The sequence below is a fragment of the Stenotrophomonas sp. FW305-3-2-15-E-LB1 genome, assembly GCF_058787375.1.
Genome location: NZ_JBYSZR010000012.1, coordinates 96,530 through 115,933, shown reverse-complemented (window position 1 = coordinate 115,933; position 19,404 = coordinate 96,530). Strand labels below are relative to the sequence as shown.

General features: G+C 68.0%; 20 protein-coding genes. 13 read left to right on the top strand and 7 right to left on the bottom strand.

The window, feature by feature from the left end; translation table 11 throughout:
• Positions 1 to 367: 367 nt before the first annotated feature.
• Complete coding sequence (locus AC3WL7_RS11240) at positions 368 to 2,461, bottom strand: M13 family metallopeptidase (protein ID WP_283221717.1); 2,094 nt, start codon at positions 2,459 to 2,461, stop codon at positions 368 to 370.
• Positions 2,462 to 2,564: 103 nt separating this feature from the next.
• Here AC3WL7_RS11240 and AC3WL7_RS11235 point away from each other — a divergent pair, with 103 nt between their 5' ends.
• Positions 2,565 to 2,984, top strand: a complete 420-nt coding sequence (locus AC3WL7_RS11235) for a hypothetical protein (protein ID WP_492750307.1) — start codon at positions 2,565 to 2,567, stop codon at positions 2,982 to 2,984.
• 214 nt (positions 2,985 to 3,198) lie between these two features.
• Here AC3WL7_RS11235 and gpmA read toward each other — a convergent pair whose 3' ends face one another.
• On the bottom strand, positions 3,199 to 3,948 hold the full coding sequence (gpmA, locus tag AC3WL7_RS11230) for a 2,3-diphosphoglycerate-dependent phosphoglycerate mutase (protein ID WP_283221715.1): 750 nt from the start codon (positions 3,946 to 3,948) through the stop codon (positions 3,199 to 3,201).
• Between the two features lie 94 nt (positions 3,949 to 4,042).
• Here gpmA and nfi point away from each other — a divergent pair, with 94 nt between their 5' ends.
• Positions 4,043 to 4,732 carry a deoxyribonuclease V gene (gene nfi / locus AC3WL7_RS11225; RefSeq protein ID WP_283221714.1) on the top strand — a complete coding sequence of 230 codons (690 nt, stop codon included), beginning with the start codon at positions 4,043 to 4,045 and terminating at the stop codon, positions 4,730 to 4,732.
• Positions 4,733 to 4,886: 154 nt separating this feature from the next.
• Here nfi and AC3WL7_RS11220 read toward each other — a convergent pair whose 3' ends face one another.
• Positions 4,887 to 5,840: a cation diffusion facilitator family transporter gene (locus AC3WL7_RS11220; protein ID WP_492750306.1), complete on the bottom strand. Its 954-nt coding sequence runs from the start codon at positions 5,838 to 5,840 to the stop codon at positions 4,887 to 4,889.
• 201 nt (positions 5,841 to 6,041) lie between these two features.
• Between AC3WL7_RS11220 and AC3WL7_RS11215 the strand changes: the two genes are divergently transcribed.
• Positions 6,042 to 7,457, top strand: a complete 1,416-nt coding sequence (locus AC3WL7_RS11215; protein WP_492750305.1) for a GGDEF domain-containing protein — start codon at positions 6,042 to 6,044, stop codon at positions 7,455 to 7,457.
• Here the strand turns inward: AC3WL7_RS11215 and AC3WL7_RS11210 are convergent, their stop codons facing one another.
• Complete coding sequence (locus tag AC3WL7_RS11210; protein ID WP_492750304.1) at positions 7,458 to 8,648, bottom strand: MFS transporter; 1,191 nt, start codon at positions 8,646 to 8,648, stop codon at positions 7,458 to 7,460.
• An 83-nt stretch (positions 8,649 to 8,731) separates the two neighbouring features.
• Here AC3WL7_RS11210 and AC3WL7_RS11205 point away from each other — a divergent pair, with 83 nt between their 5' ends.
• From AC3WL7_RS11205 to map, 9 genes are all read left to right on the top strand, one after another.
• A complete protein-coding gene (locus AC3WL7_RS11205) occupies positions 8,732 to 9,160 on the top strand; it encodes a winged helix-turn-helix transcriptional regulator (RefSeq protein WP_200732771.1) in 429 nt (142 codons plus the stop codon).
• Between the two features lie 96 nt (positions 9,161 to 9,256).
• Positions 9,257 to 9,592, top strand: a complete 336-nt coding sequence (locus tag AC3WL7_RS11200; RefSeq protein ID WP_200732770.1) for a hypothetical protein — start codon at positions 9,257 to 9,259, stop codon at positions 9,590 to 9,592.
• Positions 9,589 to 11,169 (top strand): PepSY-associated TM helix domain-containing protein, encoded by a 1,581-nt coding sequence (locus tag AC3WL7_RS11195; protein WP_492750303.1) that lies wholly within the window; start codon positions 9,589 to 9,591, stop codon positions 11,167 to 11,169. The genes AC3WL7_RS11200 and AC3WL7_RS11195 overlap by 4 nt, the downstream gene beginning before the upstream one ends.
• Positions 11,166 to 11,465: a DUF3325 domain-containing protein gene (locus AC3WL7_RS11190; protein ID WP_492750302.1), complete on the top strand. Its 300-nt coding sequence runs from the start codon at positions 11,166 to 11,168 to the stop codon at positions 11,463 to 11,465. Before AC3WL7_RS11195 ends, AC3WL7_RS11190 begins: the two co-directional genes overlap by 4 nt.
• Positions 11,466 to 11,486: 21 nt before the next feature.
• Positions 11,487 to 13,694: a TonB-dependent siderophore receptor gene (locus AC3WL7_RS11185; RefSeq protein ID WP_492750301.1), complete on the top strand. Its 2,208-nt coding sequence runs from the start codon at positions 11,487 to 11,489 to the stop codon at positions 13,692 to 13,694.
• A gap of 137 nt (positions 13,695 to 13,831) precedes the next feature.
• The gene (locus AC3WL7_RS11180) at positions 13,832 to 14,959 is read left to right on the top strand and encodes a metallophosphoesterase (RefSeq protein WP_492750300.1); all 1,128 of its coding nucleotides are present in this window, start codon (positions 13,832 to 13,834) and stop codon (positions 14,957 to 14,959) included.
• Positions 14,960 to 15,075: 116 nt separating this feature from the next.
• Positions 15,076 to 15,435, top strand: a complete 360-nt coding sequence (locus tag AC3WL7_RS11175; protein ID WP_492750299.1) for a bleomycin resistance protein — start codon at positions 15,076 to 15,078, stop codon at positions 15,433 to 15,435.
• Positions 15,436 to 15,503: 68 nt separating this feature from the next.
• The gene (locus tag AC3WL7_RS11170; RefSeq protein ID WP_079221179.1) at positions 15,504 to 15,716 is read left to right on the top strand and encodes a ParD-like family protein; all 213 of its coding nucleotides are present in this window, start codon (positions 15,504 to 15,506) and stop codon (positions 15,714 to 15,716) included.
• A 10-nt stretch (positions 15,717 to 15,726) separates the two neighbouring features.
• Positions 15,727 to 16,515 carry a type I methionyl aminopeptidase gene (gene map / locus AC3WL7_RS11165; protein ID WP_492750310.1) on the top strand — a complete coding sequence of 263 codons (789 nt, stop codon included), beginning with the start codon at positions 15,727 to 15,729 and terminating at the stop codon, positions 16,513 to 16,515.
• Positions 16,516 to 16,547: 32 nt separating this feature from the next.
• Here map and AC3WL7_RS11160 read toward each other — a convergent pair whose 3' ends face one another.
• Together AC3WL7_RS11160 and AC3WL7_RS11155 are read right to left on the bottom strand one after the other, a co-directional pair.
• Positions 16,548 to 17,114, bottom strand: a complete 567-nt coding sequence (locus AC3WL7_RS11160; protein WP_492750298.1) for a hypothetical protein — start codon at positions 17,112 to 17,114, stop codon at positions 16,548 to 16,550.
• Positions 17,115 to 17,183: 69 nt separating this feature from the next.
• Positions 17,184 to 17,798, bottom strand: coding sequence for a LysE/ArgO family amino acid transporter (locus AC3WL7_RS11155; RefSeq protein WP_492750297.1), 615 nt, complete (start codon positions 17,796 to 17,798; stop codon positions 17,184 to 17,186).
• Positions 17,799 to 17,903: 105 nt separating this feature from the next.
• Here AC3WL7_RS11155 and AC3WL7_RS11150 point away from each other — a divergent pair, with 105 nt between their 5' ends.
• The gene (locus AC3WL7_RS11150) at positions 17,904 to 18,797 is read left to right on the top strand and encodes a LysR family transcriptional regulator ArgP (protein WP_200732763.1); all 894 of its coding nucleotides are present in this window, start codon (positions 17,904 to 17,906) and stop codon (positions 18,795 to 18,797) included.
• A 24-nt stretch (positions 18,798 to 18,821) separates the two neighbouring features.
• Here the strand turns inward: AC3WL7_RS11150 and AC3WL7_RS11145 are convergent, their stop codons facing one another.
• Entirely contained in the window at positions 18,822 to 19,373 is a 552-nt protein-coding gene (locus tag AC3WL7_RS11145) for a hypothetical protein (RefSeq protein ID WP_492750296.1), read from the bottom strand.
• Positions 19,374 to 19,404 lie beyond the last annotated feature (31 nt).

Here is a 19,404-nt window from a genome sequence, read left to right as displayed (position 1 = left end):
TTGGTCGACTGCCCTTCGCGCAGACCGCCAGAATCCCGCGCTGCGCGCGATAGTCGACCAGCGGTCGACTCTACCGGGTCACCGTTGCGCCAGACAGGTAGAGTCGACCGTTGGTCGACTGCTCTTCGCGCAGACCGTCAAAACCGCGCGCTGCGCGCGATAGTCGACCAACGGTCGACTCTACCGGGTCACCGTTCCGCCATACAGGTAGAGTCGACCGTTGGTCGACTGCCCTTCGCGCAGACCGCCAGAATCCCGCGCTGCGCGCGATAGTCGACCAGCGGTCGACTCTACCGGCTCACCGTTCCGCCATACAAAAGGCCCGGCTTTCGCCGGGCCTTCTGCATCACGCATCACGTGCGATCGATTACCAGATCACGACGCGCTTGTCGTCGGCGCGCACCATCGCGTCGCCCGCCTTGCACTGGAACGCAGCGGCGAAGGACGGCATGTTCGACGGTGCACCGTTGGCGCGGAAGTTGGCCGGTGCATGCGGATCGGTATTCAGGCGCACGCGCAGTTCGCCATCGGTGAAGTTGCGGCGCCACACGGTGGCCCAGTTCATGAAGAAGCGCTGGTCCTGGCTGTGGCCATCGACATCGACATTCGCCTTCGGGTCTTCCTTCAGGGCCATCTGCAGCGCGTCGTACGCCACGGTCAGGCCGCCCAGGTCACCGATGTTCTCGCCCAGGGTCAGCTTGCCCTTCACGAACACGCCCGGCACCGACTCGTAGCCGTCGAACTGCGCGACCAGCTTGTCGGTGCGCTCGGTGAAGGCCTTGCGGTCGCCGTCGGTCCACCAGTTGTCGAAGTTGCCGTTGGCGGCGAACTGGCTGCCCGAATCGTCGTAGCCGTGCATCATCTCGTGGCCGATGACCGCACCGATGCCGCCGTAGTTCAGCGCCGGATCGGCCTTGGCGTCGAAGAACGGCGCCTGGAGGATCGCCGCCGGGAACACGATCTCGTTCTTGGTCGCGTTGTAGTACGCGTTGACGGTCTGCGGGGTCATGCCCCACTCGGTCTTGTCCACCGGCTTGCCGATCTTGTCCAGCATGTAGCGGTAGTTGAACGCGCGTGCCGCCTGCATGTTGCCCAGGTAGCTGTCACCGTTGGTCTGCAGGCCCGCCCAGTCACGCCACTTGTCGGGGTAGCCGATCTTCGGGGTGAAGCTGGCCCACTTTTCCAGTGCCTTCTTCTTGGTTTCCTCGCCCATCCACGGCAGCTGCTCCAGGCGCGCCTTCAGCGCCTCCGACAGGTTTTCCACCAGGTGCTGCATGGCGACCTTCGATTCGGCCGGGAACACGGCGTCGACGTACAGCTGGCCCAGGGCTTCACCCATGCCACCGTTCACCGATTCCAGCACGCGCTTCCAGCGCGGCTGCATTTCCTTCTGGCCACGCAGGGTGGTGCCGTAGAAATCGAAGTTGGCCTTCTCGAACTGGCTGCTCAGGTACGGCGAGGCGTCGTCGATGGTGTGGAAACGCAGGTAAGCCTGCCAGGTGCTGGCCGGCACGTCGGCCAGCATCTTGTCCATTTCACCGAAGAAGCCCGGCTGGGCCAGCGAGAACTTCTGCGCGGCCGGCACCTTCAGGGTGTCAAACAGCGCGGTCCAGCTGAAGTTCGGGGTCAGCTTGTCGGCGTCGGCAGCGCTGAGCGGGTTGTAGCGCTTGGCCGGGTCGCGCATTTCGATACGCGACATCGATGCCTTGGCCAGGCGGGTTTCAAAGGCCATCACGGCCTTGGCCTGCTCGGCGGCCTGCGCAGCGTCCATGCCCGACAGGGTCAGCACCTGGGCGATGTAGGCCACGTAGGCGTCACGGATCTTGGCCTGCGATTCGTCGAAGTAGTAGCCCTTTTCCGGCAGGCCCAGGCCGCCCTGGCCGACGTAGGCGATGACGTTGGCGGAATCCTTGTAGTCGGCGTTGCCGAACAGCGAGAACAGCACGCCCTTGCCTTCGGCCTGGCTGTCGCGCAGGTACTGGGTGATGGCGGCGGTGTCGTTCAGCGCAGCGATCTTGTCCAGCTGCGGCTGCAGCGGCGCCAGGCCGGCGGCCTCGATCTTGGCTTCGTCGTTGCCGGTCTTCCAGATGTCACCGATCTTGGCTTCCACCGAGCCGGCCTTGGCCTGGCTGGCGGCGGCCTGCTCGACCAGCGCGTGCTGCACTTCCAGCGAGCGCTCGCGCAGGATCTCGAAGCTGCCCCAGGTGGTCTGGTCGCCCGGCACCGGGTTGGCCTGCAGCCACTTGCTGTTGACGAAGCCATTGAGGTCGGTACAGGCGGCGATGGACGGGTCCAGGTCGGCGCTGTTGAGCGAGATCAGCGGCGTCTTGATCTGCGACTGATCGAAGGCCGGCTTGGCATCGGCGGTAGCGGCCGGCGCGGTTTCATTCTTGCCACAGGCGGCCAGCGAAGCAGCGATGGCGATGGTCAGGCCCAGCGGGACCAGGTTGCGGACGTTCATGGAGTCTCTCTCCGACGGCGAATCGTCCAGCGTAGCGGGCGCGGCGATGCCGGGGACCGGCCAAAGGTCACAGGGGGGATGCGGGCCGTTACCATGCTCCGCGATGATCATCATTACCCTCGCCACGCCGCCGGACGCTGCGCTGCGGCTCTACACCCTCCCCGGCCTGGTTGATCCAGGGCACTTGCCCGCCCCCCTTGCGGCCCGGATCGTGGAGGCTCCAGCGGGGCACCTGCTTGCGTGGTCCGCAGCCGAAAACGGAATCGCGGGTTTCAGCCAGGACGGCCGCAGCCTGGTCCTGCCACTTCCGCTGCTGGGCGCCGGCATCGGCAGCATGCAACGGGCCAAGGGCAGTGGCTTCGTCACGCTGTTCGTGAAAACAGCCGACGCGGGCATGATCGAGGTCGTGGGCAGCCAGACGTTCCAACAGGCCGCGCTGGATCGATTGCTGGCGCAGCAGGCCGCACTGGGCGCGTTGCTGGGCTGCACACTGACCGTGGAAGACTGGGGTTACGACTGCTGACGGCGGTGCAGCGGCTCTCTGGGGAAACAGCAGCCGAGCATGGGCTCGACTCTACAAACAGCAGCCGAGCATGGGCTCGACTCTACAAACAGCAGCCGAGCATGGCTCGACTCTACAAACAGCAGCCGAGCATGGGCTCGGCTCTACAAACAGCAGCCGAGCATGGGCTCGGCTCTACAAAAAGCGAAAGGCCGGCTTGCGCCGGCCTTGTGCTTTATTTTGCCTTGCCCTGGTTGGCCACGGCTTCAGCGGCCTTGCGGGCGGCTTCCGGGTCGCCCAAGTAGCGGAACGACTTCACGGTCAGGTCGTCGTTCAGTTCGAACAGCAGCGGGATGCCGGTCGGGATGTTCAGCTCAAGGATCTCCTCGCGCGAGACGTTGTTGAGATACTTGTACAGCGCGCGCAGCGAGTTGCCGTGGGCGGTGACCAGCACGGTCTTGCCCTCCTTCAGCTGCGGCGCGATGGCGTCGTGCCAGTACGGCAGCACGCGGTCCAGCGTGGTCGCCAGCGATTCGGTGCCCGGCAGTGCGTTGCGGTCCAGGCCGGCGTAGCGGCGGTCGTGGATCGGGTGGCCCGGATCTTCCAGCTCCATCGGCGGCGGCGGGATGTCGTACGAACGACGCCACACCTTGACCTGGTCCTCGCCGTGCTTGGCAGCGGTCTCGGCCTTGTCCAGGCCCTGCAGGCCACCATAGTGGCGCTCGTTCAGGCGCCAGGACTTGTTGACCGGCAGCCAGTCCTGGCCCAGTTCGGCCAGCGCGCCCTGCAGGGTGTGGATGGCGCGCTTGAGCACCGAGGTGTGGGCGACGTCGAACTGCAGGCCCTCTTCGCGCATCAGGCGGCCGGCGTTGGCGGCCTCGCTGCGGCCCTGGTCGGTCAGGTCGACATCGACCCAGCCGGTGAAGCGGTTGTCCAGGTTCCACTGGCTCTGGCCGTGGCGCAACAGTACGAGTTTACGGGTCACTGCAGGATCTCCAACGCGAGGATAGGCAGGCGGCCATTGTAGCCCCGGCCACGCTCACCGCGCCGTGGCAGCGGTCATGCCATGCTCCGGGCCGATGAAGACCGTGATCGATCCGGGCCACTGGCAAGGCAGCGTCGCCGCCGCCCGAGCACACCAGGTGCAGCTGGCCAGCCGCGTCGAGCGCCAGGACCGGCTGCCGGCCGCGCCACGCTGGCTGGCCGGGCTGGACGTGGGCTTCGAGGACAACGGCGCCATCACCCGCGCGGCCGCCGTGCTGCTCGATGCCACCACGCTGCAGCCGGTGGCGCAGGAAATCGCCCGCATTCCCACCGTCATGCCCTACATCCCGGGCCTGCTCAGCTTCCGCGAACTGCCGGCCCTGCTGGCCGCGCTGGCGCAGCTGCCACGCACCCCGGACCTGGTGTTCGTCGATGGCCATGGCATCAGCCACCCGCGGCGGCTGGGCGTGGCATCACATCTGGGCGTGGTGACCGACCTGCCGAGCATCGGCGTGGCCAAGTCGAAGCTGGTCGGCCGCTTCGAAGAACCCGGTGCCGAGCCCGGCGCACAGACACCATTGCTGGACGGAGACGAGCAGCTGGGCTGGGTGCTGCGCAGCAAGGCCCGCTGCAAGCCGTTGTTCGTGGCGGGCGGCCACCGGGTCAGCGCAGATACCGCGCTGGCCTGGGTGCAGCGCACGCTGCGCGGCTATCGCCTGCCCGAACCAACCCGCCTGGCCGACCGCCTGGCCTCGCGCCGCGATGAGGGTAGGGTCGACGGGTAGAGGCGACTGGGTAGAGTCGACTGTTAGTCGACTACCGCGCGCAGCGCGGGGTTTTCGGGGTTTTCCGCCAAGAGCAGTCGACTAACAGTCGACTCTACCCAGTCGACTCTACCCAGTCGACTCTACCCAGCCGACGAGACCCAGTCGGGATCTGTTACCGGTGCACGTGGCCATGATGACCCTGTACATCATGGTCATGATCGTGCTCGTGCCTGGCCGGTTCCCCGCACGCTTCGCCGCAGTGGTCAGCCTCGATCTGCAGGGTCACATGATCGATGCCGAACTCCTCGTGCAGGCGTGCGCCCAGTTCACGGCGCAGCGCGTCGGCGTCGGTGCCATCGCGCATCACCACGTGCGCGGTCAGCGCCGGGGTGCTCGATGCCAGGGCCCAGACGTGCAGGTCATGCACGTCCAGCACGGCGGCATGCGCACTCAAGCCTGCGCGCACCTTGGCCACATCGGTGCCCTTGGGCACGCCTTCCAGCAGTACGTTGATGGCTTCGCGCATCAGCACCCAGGTGCGCGGCAGCACCCACAGGCCGATCAGCACGGCAAGGATCGGATCGATCGGCTTCCAGCCGGTCCAGTGGATCAGCAGCGCGCCAACGATCACCGCCACCGAGCCCAGCATGTCCGCCCACACTTCCAGGTAGGCGCCTTTCACGTTGAGGCTTTCACCGCTGCCGGCCTGCAGCAGGCGCATCGAAATGAGGTTGATGACCAGGCCGATCGCTGCGATCACCAGCATGCCGGTCGATGCGATCTCCTGCGGCTGGCGGAAGCGCGCAATGGCTTCCCACAGGATGTAGCCGGCAACGACGAACAGCATCGCGCCATTGATCATCGCGCCCAGTGCTTCCAGCCGCGCATAGCCGTAAGTGCGTCGCGCATCCGGCGGGCGCCGGCTCAGCCGCACCGCCACCAGCGCGATCATCAGTGCCAACGTATCGGTGGCCATGTGCGCGGCGTCGGAGAGCAGTGCCAGGCTGTTGGTCCAGAACGCACCCACCACCTCCACCACCAGGAACGTGGTGGTCAGGCCGAGCGCCCACCACAACGGTTTCTCGTGGCGGATTTCCGATGGCAGGTGGTCGTGGTCGTGGCCCATGGCAAAGCTCCTGTGCAATGCGGTCAGGCTACGCGCGGTGGCCGCGGGAGACTATTACGCTGTTTATAACATTGCAGGCGTCGCCGCCCTGCCATCGATGCAGGCACGCTGCATGCCGCTTAAACTGCCGGCTCGCCCCCCATCAACCGTACACCCGCGCTGCCGATACCGGTGGTCTGCCGTACGCCGCTGGATACCGACGTGGACACACCCCAACTGGATGAAGCCAGCCAACCGCTGGCCGACGCCTGGCAGCACTGCCTGCTGCAGGCTGGCCCCGCAGCGACCGCGCTGCTGCGGCAGGTCGCGCAGGATGCACCGCCCGCGCTGGCACACCGCTTCTACGACGTCCTGCTGCAGGATGCGCGTGCGCGCCGCTTCCTGTCCCACGAGCAGGTGAAGGATCGCCTGCAGCCCGCCATGCAGCGCTGGCTGAACCAGTTGCTGTGCACCGATGCCGAAGGCGTGGCCATGGCGGTGGCCGCGCAGCGTGTGATCGGCGATGTCCATGCACGGGTCGGCATTCCCGTGGACCTCGTCACCCGCGGTGCGCGCGTGCTCAAGCACGAACTGTTCGTGCGCGTGCGCGGCCTGGCCAGTGATGCGGATACGGCGTTCGCCGCCATCGACTGCCTCAGCGCAACCATGGACATCGCCATGGAAGGCATGACCCTGGCCTATACCCATGCCCGCGAGCGCTCATCGCGTACCGATGCGGCATATCGCCTGTTCTCGCTGGTGCAGAACGTGAGCACCGAACGCGAGCGCCAGCGTGCGCTGCTGCTGGACTGGGAAAATACCCTGCTGTACACCTTGGCCGGCCACACCTGCGATGGCGAAGGCGCGAGCCTGGCCACGTCCGAGTTCGGCCTGTGGTTCACCCACAAGGGCGTGCCCAGCTTCGGCGAAAGCAGCGAGACCCAGCAGGTGTCCCGCCTGGTCGCGCGCATCGACGCCTGCCTGGTGCGCGCCAAGAGCGATGACACCGCACAGCGGCTGGCCGTGCTGCCGCCCATCCGCGAAGACCTGGCCACCATCCGCAGCCTGATGACGCTGCTGTTCGAGCGCATCGGCGAACTGGATGCGGGCAGCGATGCACTGACCAACCTGCTCAACCGCCGCTTCCTGCCGACCGTGCTGCGACGGGAAATTGAGCTGGCCACGCGCAACCAGACTCCTTTCTCGCTGCTGTTGCTGGATCTGGACCACTTCAAGGCGATCAACGATGGCCATGGCCACGACGCCGGTGACCGCGCGTTGCAGCACGTGGCCGCCCTGCTGGGGCAGCTGACCCGTGGCAGCGATTACCTGTTCCGCTACGGCGGCGAAGAGTTCGTGGTGGTGCTGGTGGCCGCCAGCGAATCGCAGGCGATGGTGATCGCTGAAAGCCTGCGGCGACAGATCGCGCAGTCGCCGGTCAGCCTGGCCAACGGCCAGCAGCTGGACCTCAGCGCCAGCATCGGCGTGGCCGCCCACGATGGCCACCCCGACTACGAGCGGCTGATGGCGCGTGCCGATGCGGCGATGTATGCCGCCAAGCGTGGCGGACGCAACCGGGTGGTGCTGGCTGATGCCACCCTGCCCGACGCACCCGGGCGCCGTGCCCTGCAACGCTGACTATCCCCTCGCGCCGCACGGCTGGCGGCGCAGGCGGCACAGCGCCCACCACAGCAGCGCCAACGCCGCGATGCCGGCCCCCAGCAGGCACACCGCGCCCCAGCCGTGGCGCGCCTGCACCCAGGTGCCGGCCGCCGCGCCACTGCCGCTGCCCACCGCATAGAACAGCATGTACAGCGCCACCAGGCGCCCATGCTGTTCAACCGGTGCGCGCAGCAGCAGCGCCTGGTTGGCTACGTGCAGTGCCTGGCCGCCCAGATCCAGCAGCACCACGCCCAGCAGCAGCAACCCCAGCGAGTGCGGCAGCCCCAGCAGCGGCCACCACGCCGCCAGCATCAGCAGCAGCGCGGCCAGGCTGACGCGCACCGCGAATCCACGATCCATCCAGTGGCCCACGCGCGCGGCCAGCAGCGCGCCGACAATGCCTGCCACGCCCAGTGCACCGATCGCGGCGGTGGACCAGTGCAACGGTGGCGCCGACAGCGGCAACGGCGCCGCCGCCCAGAACACGTTGAGGCCCGCAAACAGCAGCAGCGCCAGCGGCCCGCGCTCACGCAGCGCGCGGTCGTCGCGCAGCAGCGTGGCCATCGATGCCAGCAGCGCCCGCCATGACGGTGGTGTTGCCGGTACCGGCAAGGCCGGCAGCCGCCGCCACAGCAGCAGTGCCAGCAGGGCCATCAGCACTGCCGACAGCAGGTAGACCGCGCGCCATCCGCCCACCGCGGCCACGCTGCCGGACAGCACGCGCGCCGACAGCAGGCCGATGAACACCCCGCCCTGCACGACGCCAACCATGCGACCGCGCTGCGCGGCCGGCGCAAGCGTGGCCGTGTAGGCGATCAGGCCCTGGGTGAGTGCCGTACCCAGCAGCCCGGCCAGCAGCATGCCCGCCAGCAGCCAGGGTGCCGTGCGGGCGCTGGCCAGCAGCAGGAGCGCGGCCACCAGGGCCAGCAACTGCACGCGCAGCAGGCGCCGGCGGTCGCCGCGGTCCGCCAGCGGCAGCAGGCCGAGCAGGGCCAGCACGCTACCCACCTGGGTCGCGGCCAGCACCCCACCGGCGACGGCCGCATCCAGCGCGAACGCCTGCGCCAGCCGCTCCAGCAGGGGCTGGGCGTAGTAGACATTGGCCACGCTGGCGCCGGCGGCGACGGCCAGCAAGCCCAGCAATGGCCGCGATACGGGAGTGCTCATCAATGTGGTTGCATATCGAAACTGGATGCACGGTAGCGCCGCCGGTTTTAAACTGCAACCAGATTCCACACCCGGACGCCGCCATGCACGCCGACAGCCCCTGCCCCGTGGCCCGCAGTGCCGATCTGCTCGGCGACCGCTGGGCGCTGCTGGTCATCCGCGATGCCTTCGACGGCATCACCCGCTTCGGTGATTTCCAGCGCAGCCTCGGCGCCGCCCGCAACATCCTCAGCGACCGCCTGCGCCGGCTGGTGGAGGCCGGCCTGCTGGTGCAGCAGCCCGCCGCAGATGGCAGCGCCTACCAGGACTATGTGCTGACTGCCGCCGGGCGCGACCTGTTCCCGCTGCTGGTCGCCCTGCGCCAATGGGGCGAACGGCACCGTTTCGCCCCCGGCGAAGCGCATTCCACCCTGATCGAACGCGCCAGCGGCGCCGCCCTGCCCCACATGCGGCCGCAGGATGCCGCCGGCCGCGCCATCGCCCCCGAGCAGACGGTCGTTCGCAAGCTCTGACAGAAGGGCACATCCCCCGAATGGGGGACTCGACAGCGCTACCGGTGTCAAATAGCATTCGCTCGCAATTGCAGACGATTCCTATTGACATCGGCTATGGCCGCACCCTCTTCCCCCCCTGCTGCCGGCACCGCGCCGGCCAAGCGCGTGCCGCGCGGTAACGGCCATGGCCTGTTGTGGGCCCGTGGCCTGCTCGGCCTGCTCGGTGGCTATGCCGTGGCCGCCTGCTGGGCCGCCGCACTGGCGCGCCTGCTGCCCGGCGCCAAAGCCGATGCCACCCTGGTCGCCACCATGGCCGCCTTCGTGGTCTACGCGCTGGCCGCGATCTGGGCCTATGCCGCACGCAGCACCCTGCGCGCCACGTTGGGCCTGCTGGTTGCCGGTGGCCTGGGCGCGCTGCTTGCCTGGCTGCTGCGCGGGGGCGTGGCATGAGCAATCTGGGTGGCATCCGCCAATCGCAATCGGTACTGCATACCTGGTCGGGCCTGGTGGTCGGCTGGGTGCTGTTCCTGATCTTCATTGCCGGCACCGCTGCGTACTGGAAGGAAGAACTGACCCGCTGGATGCAGCCGGAAATCGGCCTGCCCGCCAGCAGCGCCACGGCTGTCAGCCAGGCCCAGCAGTTCCTCGCCCGCACCGCGCCGGATGCGCAGCGCTGGAGCATCGAACTGCCCGACTCGCGCAGCAGCGCGACCGCCGTCAGCTGGCAGCCACAGGGCGAGAAGGAACGCCGCCGCGGCCAGCGCAACCCGAACCAGGCCACGCTGGATGCCGACGGCAAGCCGGTGCAGGTGCGCGAGACGCGCGGGGGCAACTTCTTCTATCGCCTGCACTTCGACCTGCACTACGTGCCGGTGCTGTGGGCGCGCTGGTTCATCAGCGCCTGCTCGATGCTGATGCTGATCGCGCTGATCAGCGGGGTCATCACCCACAAGAAGATCTTCACCGACTTCTTCACCTTCCGCCGGGGCAAGGGCCAGCGCAGCTGGCTGGACGGCCACAACGCACTGGCCGTGCTGTCGCTGCCGTTCCATCTGATGATCACCTACACCGGCCTGATCACACTGATGACGCTGTACATGCCGTGGGCGGTGGATGCCAACTACCCCGGCGGCCGCGATGCGTTCTTCGCCGAACTGTTCCCGCGTGCGGAAAAAGTCGAAGCCAGCGGCACCGCCGCGACCCCGCCGGCGCTGGCCGAGGTGCTGCGTCGCGCCGAAGTGCAATGGGGCGGCGGCCATGCGGCCTCGCTGCAGATCGAACAGCCTGGCGATGCGGCGATGCGCATCAGCGTGCGCCGCCAGCAGGGCGACCAGATCGCTGGCGCTGCCGACACGCTGGCCTTCGATGCGCGCGGCAACCTGCTGGATGCGGCGCCGCCGCGTTCGGCCGCCGTCATCACCCGCGACGGCATGATCGGCCTGCATGCCGCGCGCTTCGCACCCACCACGATGCGCTGGCTGTTCTTCCTATCCGGCGTGGCCGGCACGCTGATGGTGGCCACCGGGCTGGTGCTGTGGACGGTGAAGCGGCGCACCCAGCTGCCGGATCCGGCGCGGCCGCACCTGGGCTTCCGCATCGTCGAACGCCTGAACATCGGCTTCGTCACCGGCCTGCCGGTGGCCATGCTGGCCTTCCTGTGGGGCAACCGCCTGCTGCCGCTGGACGTGGCCAACCGCAGCGATGCCGAGGTGAAGGTGTTCTTCTACGCTTGGGCCGCCTGCGTGGTGCACGCGATGCTGCGCGCGCCGCGTCGCGGCTGGGTCGAGCAGCTGGCGCTGGCCGGCGTGCTGGCGCTGGGCCTGCCGCTCTACAACCTGGTGGCGTGGCACGGTGGCGCGCTGTCCGCGCTTGCTGCCGGGGATGGCGCCAAGGCCGGCATCGACATCGGCCTGCTGTTGATCGGCGCCGGCCTGCTGTGGGCCGCGCGCAAGGTGCACCGTTTCGTGCCGGCGCAGCGCAAGCCGCGCACCGCACGCGCCACCTCGCCGGCCGAGGCGGGCGCATGAGCGTGCTCGCCCTGCTGTTGGCGGCCGCCGCCTTCGCCTGCCTGGCGATGGCAATGGAACGCCACCACCGCGATGTGGCCGGCCATGCGCCGCCGACGCCGCGCCGTCGCCTGCTGCAGGGGCTGGGCGTGCTCGGGCTGCTCGCCAGCCTGCTGGCCAGCATCGCCGCCTGGGGCATTGCACAGGGCTTTGTTGGTTGGTGCGGCGTGCTCGCCGCCGGTGCCGGGGCGATGGTGCTCTGGCTCAGTTTCCGCAGCCCGGCCAAGCCGGTGCCACGCCCGTCTTCCCGTTCCTGATCCAGAAACCGAGGTTCCATCATGAAGCAGCCTTCGCCTGGCGCCCTGCGCCGGAACGCCCTCGCCTTGTCGCTCGCCTGCGCCGCTGCGCCGGCCTTCGCCCAGGACAGCGCGCCAACCACCACCGAACTGGACCGGGTGATGGTCACCCAGCGCACCGAGGGCTACCAGGTCTATGGCACCAACACCGCCACCAAGCTGCCGCTGACCCTGCGTGAAACCCCGCAGTCGCTGACCGTGTTCACCCGCCAGCGCATCGAGGATTTCAACCTCATCACCATTTCCGAGGTGCTGCAGCAGACCCCGGGCGTCACCATCCAGTCCTATGACAGCAACCGCACGCTGTTCAATGCGCGCGGCTTTGCCATCAACAACTTCATGTTCGATGGCATCCCCACCAACTACACCACCGGTTCGGGCGGCAACTCGATCCTCAGCGACACCTCCATCTACGAGCGCATCGAAGTGGTGCGCGGCGCCAGCGGCCTGGTCACCGGCTCGGGCAATCCGTCGGCCACGGTGAACATGGTGCGCAAGCGCCCGACCGAAACCTTCCAGGCCAGCACCAGCCTCAGCGCCGGCTCGTGGGATTACAAGCGCGCGGAAGTGGATGTGTCCGGTCCGCTCAGCAAGGGCGGGCGCGTGCGCGGTCGCTTCGTCGGCGCCTACACCGACAAGGAAAGCTGGGTGCGCTTCCAGCATGACAAATCGCCCAGCCTGTACGGCGTCATCGAAGCCGACCTGACCGACAGCACCCGCCTGCGCGCCGGCATCGACTACCTGAAGACCGGCTCCGATGGCGGTGCCTGGAGTGCCTCGCCGCTGTACTTCCGCGACGGCACGCGTGCGCACATGCCGCGTTCCTACAGCGCCGCGGCGCGCTGGAACGAGTGGAACCGCCAGAGCACCAACTACTTCGCCACCCTCGAACAGCAGCTCGGCGCCGGCTGGAGCGGCCGCCTGGCCTACAACCACCGCGCCACCGACACCGACTCGCTGCTGCTGGCCGGTTCCAACACCGGCAACTGGGCCGATGCCGTGACCGGCCTGGGCCTGCGCATCGCCGATACCTACTCGGTGTCCGAGACGCGCGAGGATGCCTTCGACCTCTACGCCTCCGGCCCGTTCCAGCTGTTCGGCCGTTCGCATGAGCTGGTGGTAGGCATCAACCACTACGACCGCGACCTGGACACCATCCGCGCCGGCATCACCTCGCGCCCGTACAACGTCAACGCGTTCCCGAGCATCTACGAGTGGGACGGCAACATCGGCAGGCCGACCACCTTCAACTACGGCATTCCGTCGAACACGGTGAACACCACCGAAACCGGCTACTACGCCGCCGTGCGCCTGAACCCGATCGACCCGCTGAAGATCATCGCCGGTGCGCGCTATTCCGATTACCGCACCACCACCGACAACTACGACGTCAACGGTGTGTTCACCAGCCGCAGCGCACGCACCACCGCGCACGAGCTGACCCCGTACGTGGGCGTGCTGTACGACCTCAGCAGCAGCATCACCGCCTTCGCCAGCTATTCGGACGTGTTCCAGGCCACCGCGCGCCGCGACATCAACAACCAGCTGCTCGACCCGACCACCGGCGGCAACTACGAGTACGGCCTGAAGGGAGAGTTTTTCGGCGGACGCCTGTACACCGCGTTGAACGGCTTCTACATGAAGCAGGACAACGTGGCCGAGCTGGACCCGAACGGCGGCGAGATCAAGCTGCCCGATGGCAGCTCGCCCTACATCGCCAGCAAGGGCATCACCACCCAGGGCGGCGAGTTTGAAGTGTCCGGCTCGATCACCGACCACTGGAGCATGACCGGCGGCTATACCTACAGCTACAGCAGCAACCCCGATGGCAGCCGCTTCGCCAGCACCAGCCCGATGCACCTGGCACGCTTCAACACCACTTACAGCCACGGCCAGTGGACGGTCGGCGGCGGCGTCAGCGTGCAGAGCGAGATCTACCAGATGCAGCCGATCCCCACCGGCCGCTTCAATGCCAACGGCACCCCGGTCACTGCAACCGGCAAGATGAGCCAGGGCGGCTACGTGCTGTTCGACCTGATGGGCCGCTACCGCATCAACGACAACCTGAGCGTGGGCGTGACGGTCACCAACCTGTTCGACAAGGTCTACTACCGCAACGTCGGCTTCTTCAACGCGGGCTACTGGGGCGAGCCGCGCCGGGTGCTGTTCAACCTGCGCGCGAAGTTCTGATGCCACCGTGCGGCGCCGGCCACCCGACTCCGCACAGTGACCCCCACCTTCGGCGCATGCTGCCGGGGTGGGCATCGGCGTAGCATCACGGGCGGGCCTTCGGGCCCGCCTTTTTGTTGCCCGCCGAGGAACCGCCCATGCTGCACCGTCGCCTGCCCAACCCTGCCCTCCTGCTGTTGCCGCTGGCCCTTCTGTGCGCATCGTCGGTGCAGGCACGCGAGGTGGCCGCGCCGGCCGAGCATGTCGATGCCGATGGCCCCTACGTGTTCCGCGTCGGCGACCAGCTGCGGGCGAAGTGGATCTGCGGCGACCAGGTGCAGATGCGCACCCTGCCGGCCCAAGCCAGCGGTACCGACATCACGCCGCAGTGCGGCTACGGCCACAGCGTGCATGTGCTGCCGCCGGCAGCGCCCTCGGTGTCGGTGCTGCCGGCCACGCCGCGCATCGTTGCGGTGTCCGACATCCATGGCCAGTACGGCCTGCTGGTGCGCCTGCTGCGCGCCAACAAGGTGATCGATGCGCAGGACCAGTGGGCGCTGGGCAAGGACACGCTGGTGATTGCCGGTGATGTGTTCGACCGTGGCCCGCAGGTGACCGAAGCGTTCTGGCTGCTGTACGGGCTGCAGCAGCAGGCCGCCGCGGCCGGTGGCGCGGTGCATTTCGTGCTGGGCAACCACGAAACCATGGTGCTGTACGACGACCTGCGCTACGTCAATCCCAAGTACCTGCGCAGCGCGCAGCTGCTGGGCCGTAGTTACCCGCAACTCTATGGAGCCGATTCGGTGATCGGCCAGTGGCTGCGCACCCGCCCGGTGCTGCTGAAGATCGGCGACACCCTGTTCCTGCACGGCGGCATCTCGCCCGACGCCGTGCAGCTGGCGCTGCAGCCGGCCGCGACCAATGCCGCCTACCAGGCCTCGCTGGGCACGCCCAAGGCCGAGGTGAAGGCCAACCCGGCCACCGCGCCGCTGTATGACGGCAAGACCAGCCCGATCTGGTACCGCGGCTACTTCGATGGACGCCTGGACAGCAACGGCGTGCAGGCCGTGCTTGATCAGCTGCACCTGAAGCGCATCGTGGTCGGCCACACCTCGATGCCGCACGTCAGCACCTTCCATGGTGGGCGCGTGATCGCCATCGACAGCAGCATCAAGAACGGCGAGAACGGCGAACTGCTGTTCATCGAAGATGGCAGGCTCAGCCGCGGCCTGCTGGACGGTACGCGGGTGCCGCTGGCTGAAGGCGTGCCTGGCGAGGATGACTGACCCCGAGCAAGCTCAACTGCCGTTGGCATTGGTAGAGTCGAGCTTGCTCGACTGCCGTTGGCGCGATTTCAAAGCCAGTCGAGCAAGCTCGACGCTACCCATCAGGAACCGCCGCCATGCCCCAGACCGTCATCCCGCAGCTGCGCATGCTGCACGCCGACACCACCCTGCCGTTCTACGTGCAGGGCCTGGGCTTCTCCGTCGACTGGGAACACCGCTTCGGGCCGGGCATGCCGCTGTTCGCCCAGCTCACCCGTGATGGCCAGACCCTGTTCCTCAGCGAACATGCCGGTGACTGCCAGCCCGGTGGCGCGGTGTACTTCAAGGTCGATGACGTGGACGCGGTGTTCCGCGCGTTCAGTGCCGCCGGCGTGCCCATCCCGCAGCCGCCGAACGATACCGAATGGGGCACCCGCGAAATGCTGCTGGTCGACCCGGACGGCAACCGCCTGCGATTTGCGACCCACAGCGACTGAACGGCGGGGACTTGAGCGGGAATATATGAACCATATATGCTTCATATATTCCCCATCGAGAACCCGCCATGGGCATCGTCAACATCGATGACACCCTGCACGACCAGCTGCGTCGTGCCTGCACCGTCTCCAGCCGCTCCATCAACGCCCAGGCCAACTTCTGGATCCGGGTCGGCATGCTGTGCGAACTCAACCCGACCCTGAGCTTCCAGGACATCGTCGCCAGCGAACTGCGCGCGGCCGGCGTGCAGCCGCCGCTGCTGCCCGCGGGCCAGGCCTGAGCCGATGGCCATCATCAAGCGCCCCGACGAAATCGCGCTGATGGCCGAGTCCGGGCGGCTGCTCGCGCAGGTGTTCGCCGCACTCGACGCGCTGCCGCTGGAAGGCCGCAGCACGATGGACATCAACGACTTCGTTGAACGGATGATCGTCGACGAGCTGCACGCGCGGCCCGCCAGCAAGGGCCAGTACGGCTTTCCGTACGTGCTCAATACCTCCATCGACAACGTCATCTGCCACGGCGTGCCCAGCCACCATGACGTGCTGCGCAGCGGACAGATCGTCAACCTCGACATCACCCTGGAAAAGAACGGCTACATCGCCGATTCCAGCACCACCTACCCGGTGGGCGAGATCGACTACGCCGCACGCAAGCTGGTCAAGGTGGCCTACCAGGCCATGTGGAAAGGCATCGCCGAAGTGCGTCCCGGCGCGCGCCTGGGCGACATCGGCCATGCCATTGCCCGCCATGCGCGCAGCCATGGCTACAGCGTGGTGAAGGAGTACTGCGGCCACGGCATCGGCCAGGAGATGCACGAAGACCCGCAGATCCTGCATTACGGCCACGCCGGCACCGGCATGGAACTGCAGGAAGGCATGGTGTTTACCATCGAGCCGATGCTCAACCAGGGCAAGCCGGCCATCCGCCAGCTGCCGGACGAATGGCCGGTGTACACCCGCGACGGCAAGCTGTCGGCGCAGTTCGAACACACCGTGGCGGTGACCGCACAGGGCGTGCGCGTACTGACCCTGCGCCCGGGCGAGACGCCACTGTGTGCGATTGACCAGGCAGGGCACTGACACCCCAGGGTGGCGGAAGCGGCCGGGAACCCTCAGAACGTGCGCGTACAGACCAGGATCGAACGATTGGCATCGGCCGGGTCGGCCATCAGCTCAGGGGCCGTGCCAGCGTCGGAGGCGGGCGAGGACGGGAAGCCGCCGCCCAGCTGCTGGCCCAGGATGGATCGCGCGGTTGCGGCATCCTGCTGCAGGTAGAGCGCCACGCTGGGGAGGCCGCCGGTGCCGGGCAGCGCCATGCGCTGCACCGTAAGCCCACGGTAGCGTTCGTCCATGCAGAAATAGTAGAAGTCGGCGTCACGCCCGCAGGCGGCCCCGGGATGGGCGCGGAACCAGTCCGTATCCGGCGCCGTGGCCACCTGCCCCGGAAGATCGTTGACGAACAGGCCTTCGTAGCGGCACTGATGAAAGCCGGCCAGCATGTGCGCGAAAGCGGGATCGCCTGCCGCCGCAGCCACCGTATCGGCGGGCACGGAAACAGACGGCGGTGGGTGCGCGCCGCACGCCGACAACAGCGCACCGGCCAGCAGCATCAGCGGCAGCGCACGCCGCGACAACGGACCCCGCATGCCGCCCATGCCGGAAGCAACGTCCGGATGCATCAGAACACCTCCCTCGGGCAGACACCGGGTCGAATGGATGACCCGGAACATCCGGGCAGTGGATGCAGCCTAAAGCGGACGCAGCAGCAACAGCAATGCCAGGCCCGCCATGAACAAGGCAATGCCGGCATCCAGCACGCGCCACGCGTTCGGGTTGCGGAACAGGGGCTGCAACAGGCGCGCGCCATAGCCCAGCGCGCAGAACCAGAGCACGCTGGCCACGCCGGCGCCGGCGGCGAATGCCCAGCGCAGGTCGCCGGGGTAGCGCGTGGACAGGCTGCCCAGCAGCACCACCGTATCAAGGTAGACGTGCGGGTTGAGCAGGGTGAAGGCCAGGCAGGCCAGCAGCACCTGGCGCCGGTTGCCGCCGTCGCTGCGGCCGGCCGCCAATGCGCTGCCGCCGCGCCACGCGCGCACGCCCGCCTGCAGGCCATACCAGCCCAGGAACGCCGCACCGCCGAAGCGCAGCACCTGCAGCAGCAGCGGCCACTGCAGCACCAGCGCGCCCATCCCGCCGACACCGGCCAGTATCAGCGCGATGTCCGCGCCCATGCACGCCAGCACCACCGTGCCCACGTAGCGGCGCTGCAGCCCCTGGCGCAGGACGAAGGCATTCTGGGCGCCGATGGCGATGATCAGGCCGGCGCCTGCGAACAGGCCGGCCAGGGCCGCGGTGAACCACATGGGGACGGGCATCCAGCAGGAAGGGACGCGCAGGGTGCAGCCCACGGCCGATTAAGGCCAGCTGGTTTTTCTTAATCCTGTGCAGGAAAACTGAAGAGGCCCGGCATGGACCTGGTACACCCGCAACTGGCCGCCTTTGCTGCGGTGCTGGAAGAAGGCAGTTTCGAGGCCGCCGCGCGCCGGCTGGCGATCAGCCCGTCTGCGCTGTCGCAGCGGATCAAGGCGCTGGAGGACCGCCTGGGCCAGGTGCTGCTGGTCCGCCAGGCGCCGTGCCGGCCCACCGCGGCCGGTGAAATCCTGCTGCGCAGCGTGCGGCCCATGCAGGCGCTGCAGAGCGAAGCGCTGGCCGAGCTGCTGCCCGAACGCGGCAACGATGCCACCCGCACGCCGATCCCGCTGGCGGTCAACGATGATTCGCTGGATACGTGGTTCGTCGCCGCCATCGCCGACCTGCACCAGCGCCATGGCTACCTGTTCGACCTGCGCATGGACGACCAGGACCACACCCTGGAACTGCTGCGCGATGGCAGCGTGCTTGGCGCGGTCACCGCCGAGGGGCGCGCACTGAAGGGCTGCAACGTGCATCCGCTGGGCGCGATGCGCTACCACGCCATCGCATCACCGGCATTCGCACGCCGCTGGTTCAACAAGGGCATGCAGGCCGATGCGCTGGCCGTGGCGCCGATGATCGTGTTCAACCGCAAGGACGAACTGCAGGCACGCTTCATGCGCCGCCTGACCCGCGCACGGCTGCAGCCACCGGTGCACTACCTGCCCTCCTCCACCGGCTTCGTCGAAGCCGCCGCGCGTGGACTGGGCTGGTGCCTGGCCCCGGAAACACTGATCGCGCCGGCGCTGGCCGAGCGCAGGGTGACCGTGCTGGAGCCACGCCGCTGGCTGGATGTCCCGCTGTTCTGGCAGCACGCCGCCGTGCGCTCGAGCACGCTGCAGCACATCACCCAGGCCCTTCGCAGCGCAGCGGAAGGCAACCTGCGCTGAGCCCATGGCACGCACGCTGCAGGCTCAGCAGGCGATCCAGTAGTCGATCTGGAACAGGCGCCCCTCGCCGTCGAAGCGCAGGTCGTAGCGCTCTTCGGTCAGCCCGCGTGGGTCCGGGGTGACATGCACCGTGTCACCGCTGCGGTGCGCGCGTGGCACCCGCTGCAGCACATCGGCAGGCGAGGTACGCGCGCCGATCTGCGTGCCATTGGCCAACAGCAGCGCGCCCTCCCGGCCTACGTCGAAGCGACGCAGCACTGCGGTGCGGCCATCGCTCTCCCACGCCTGCCCCGCCCAGCTCAGCAGCTGGATATCACCCTCGTCGTAGGCGCTGCCGCACTGGTAGGGTGAGGGTTCGCGCTGCGAGGGCGTGCCCAGCGCCTGCAGCACGCTTGGCAACGGCACGCGTTGGCCATGCGCCAGCCGTCCGCCGCCCTGCACCTGCATGCCGATGATGGCCGGGCCGGTGCGCGCCGCCACATCCGTGGCAGCGGCCCACCCCCATGGCAGTGCGAGCAGCAGCGCGCAGGCCAGCCACAGGTGGGCACGTCGGCATTTCCAGTGGCAACCCTGCATCGCGCGCTCCTGTCCACGTGGCGGCAACCAC

Coding starts and splice junctions, on each gene's coding strand:
- AC3WL7_RS11240 (WP_283221717.1), bottom strand. CDS start 2,461: ATGAACGTCCGCAACCTGGTCCCGCTGGGCCTGACCATCGCCATCGCT.
- AC3WL7_RS11235 (WP_492750307.1), top strand. CDS start 2,565: ATGATCATCATTACCCTCGCCACGCCGCCGGACGCTGCGCTGCGGCTC.
- nfi (WP_283221714.1), top strand. CDS start 4,043: ATGAAGACCGTGATCGATCCGGGCCACTGGCAAGGCAGCGTCGCCGCC.
- AC3WL7_RS11220 (WP_492750306.1), bottom strand. CDS start 5,840: ATGGGCCACGACCACGACCACCTGCCATCGGAAATCCGCCACGAGAAA.
- AC3WL7_RS11210 (WP_492750304.1), bottom strand. CDS start 8,648: ATGAGCACTCCCGTATCGCGGCCATTGCTGGGCTTGCTGGCCGTCGCC.
- AC3WL7_RS11205 (WP_200732771.1), top strand. CDS start 8,732: ATGCACGCCGACAGCCCCTGCCCCGTGGCCCGCAGTGCCGATCTGCTC.
- AC3WL7_RS11200 (WP_200732770.1), top strand. CDS start 9,257: ATGGCCGCACCCTCTTCCCCCCCTGCTGCCGGCACCGCGCCGGCCAAG.
- AC3WL7_RS11195 (WP_492750303.1), top strand. CDS start 9,589: ATGAGCAATCTGGGTGGCATCCGCCAATCGCAATCGGTACTGCATACC.
- AC3WL7_RS11190 (WP_492750302.1), top strand. CDS start 11,166: ATGAGCGTGCTCGCCCTGCTGTTGGCGGCCGCCGCCTTCGCCTGCCTG.
- AC3WL7_RS11185 (WP_492750301.1), top strand. CDS start 11,487: ATGAAGCAGCCTTCGCCTGGCGCCCTGCGCCGGAACGCCCTCGCCTTG.
- AC3WL7_RS11180 (WP_492750300.1), top strand. CDS start 13,832: ATGCTGCACCGTCGCCTGCCCAACCCTGCCCTCCTGCTGTTGCCGCTG.
- AC3WL7_RS11175 (WP_492750299.1), top strand. CDS start 15,076: ATGCCCCAGACCGTCATCCCGCAGCTGCGCATGCTGCACGCCGACACC.
- AC3WL7_RS11170 (WP_079221179.1), top strand. CDS start 15,504: ATGGGCATCGTCAACATCGATGACACCCTGCACGACCAGCTGCGTCGT.
- AC3WL7_RS11160 (WP_492750298.1), bottom strand. CDS start 17,114: ATGCATCCGGACGTTGCTTCCGGCATGGGCGGCATGCGGGGTCCGTTG.
- AC3WL7_RS11155 (WP_492750297.1), bottom strand. CDS start 17,798: ATGTGGTTCACCGCGGCCCTGGCCGGCCTGTTCGCAGGCGCCGGCCTG.
- AC3WL7_RS11150 (WP_200732763.1), top strand. CDS start 17,904: ATGGACCTGGTACACCCGCAACTGGCCGCCTTTGCTGCGGTGCTGGAA.
- AC3WL7_RS11145 (WP_492750296.1), bottom strand. CDS start 19,373: ATGCAGGGTTGCCACTGGAAATGCCGACGTGCCCACCTGTGGCTGGCC.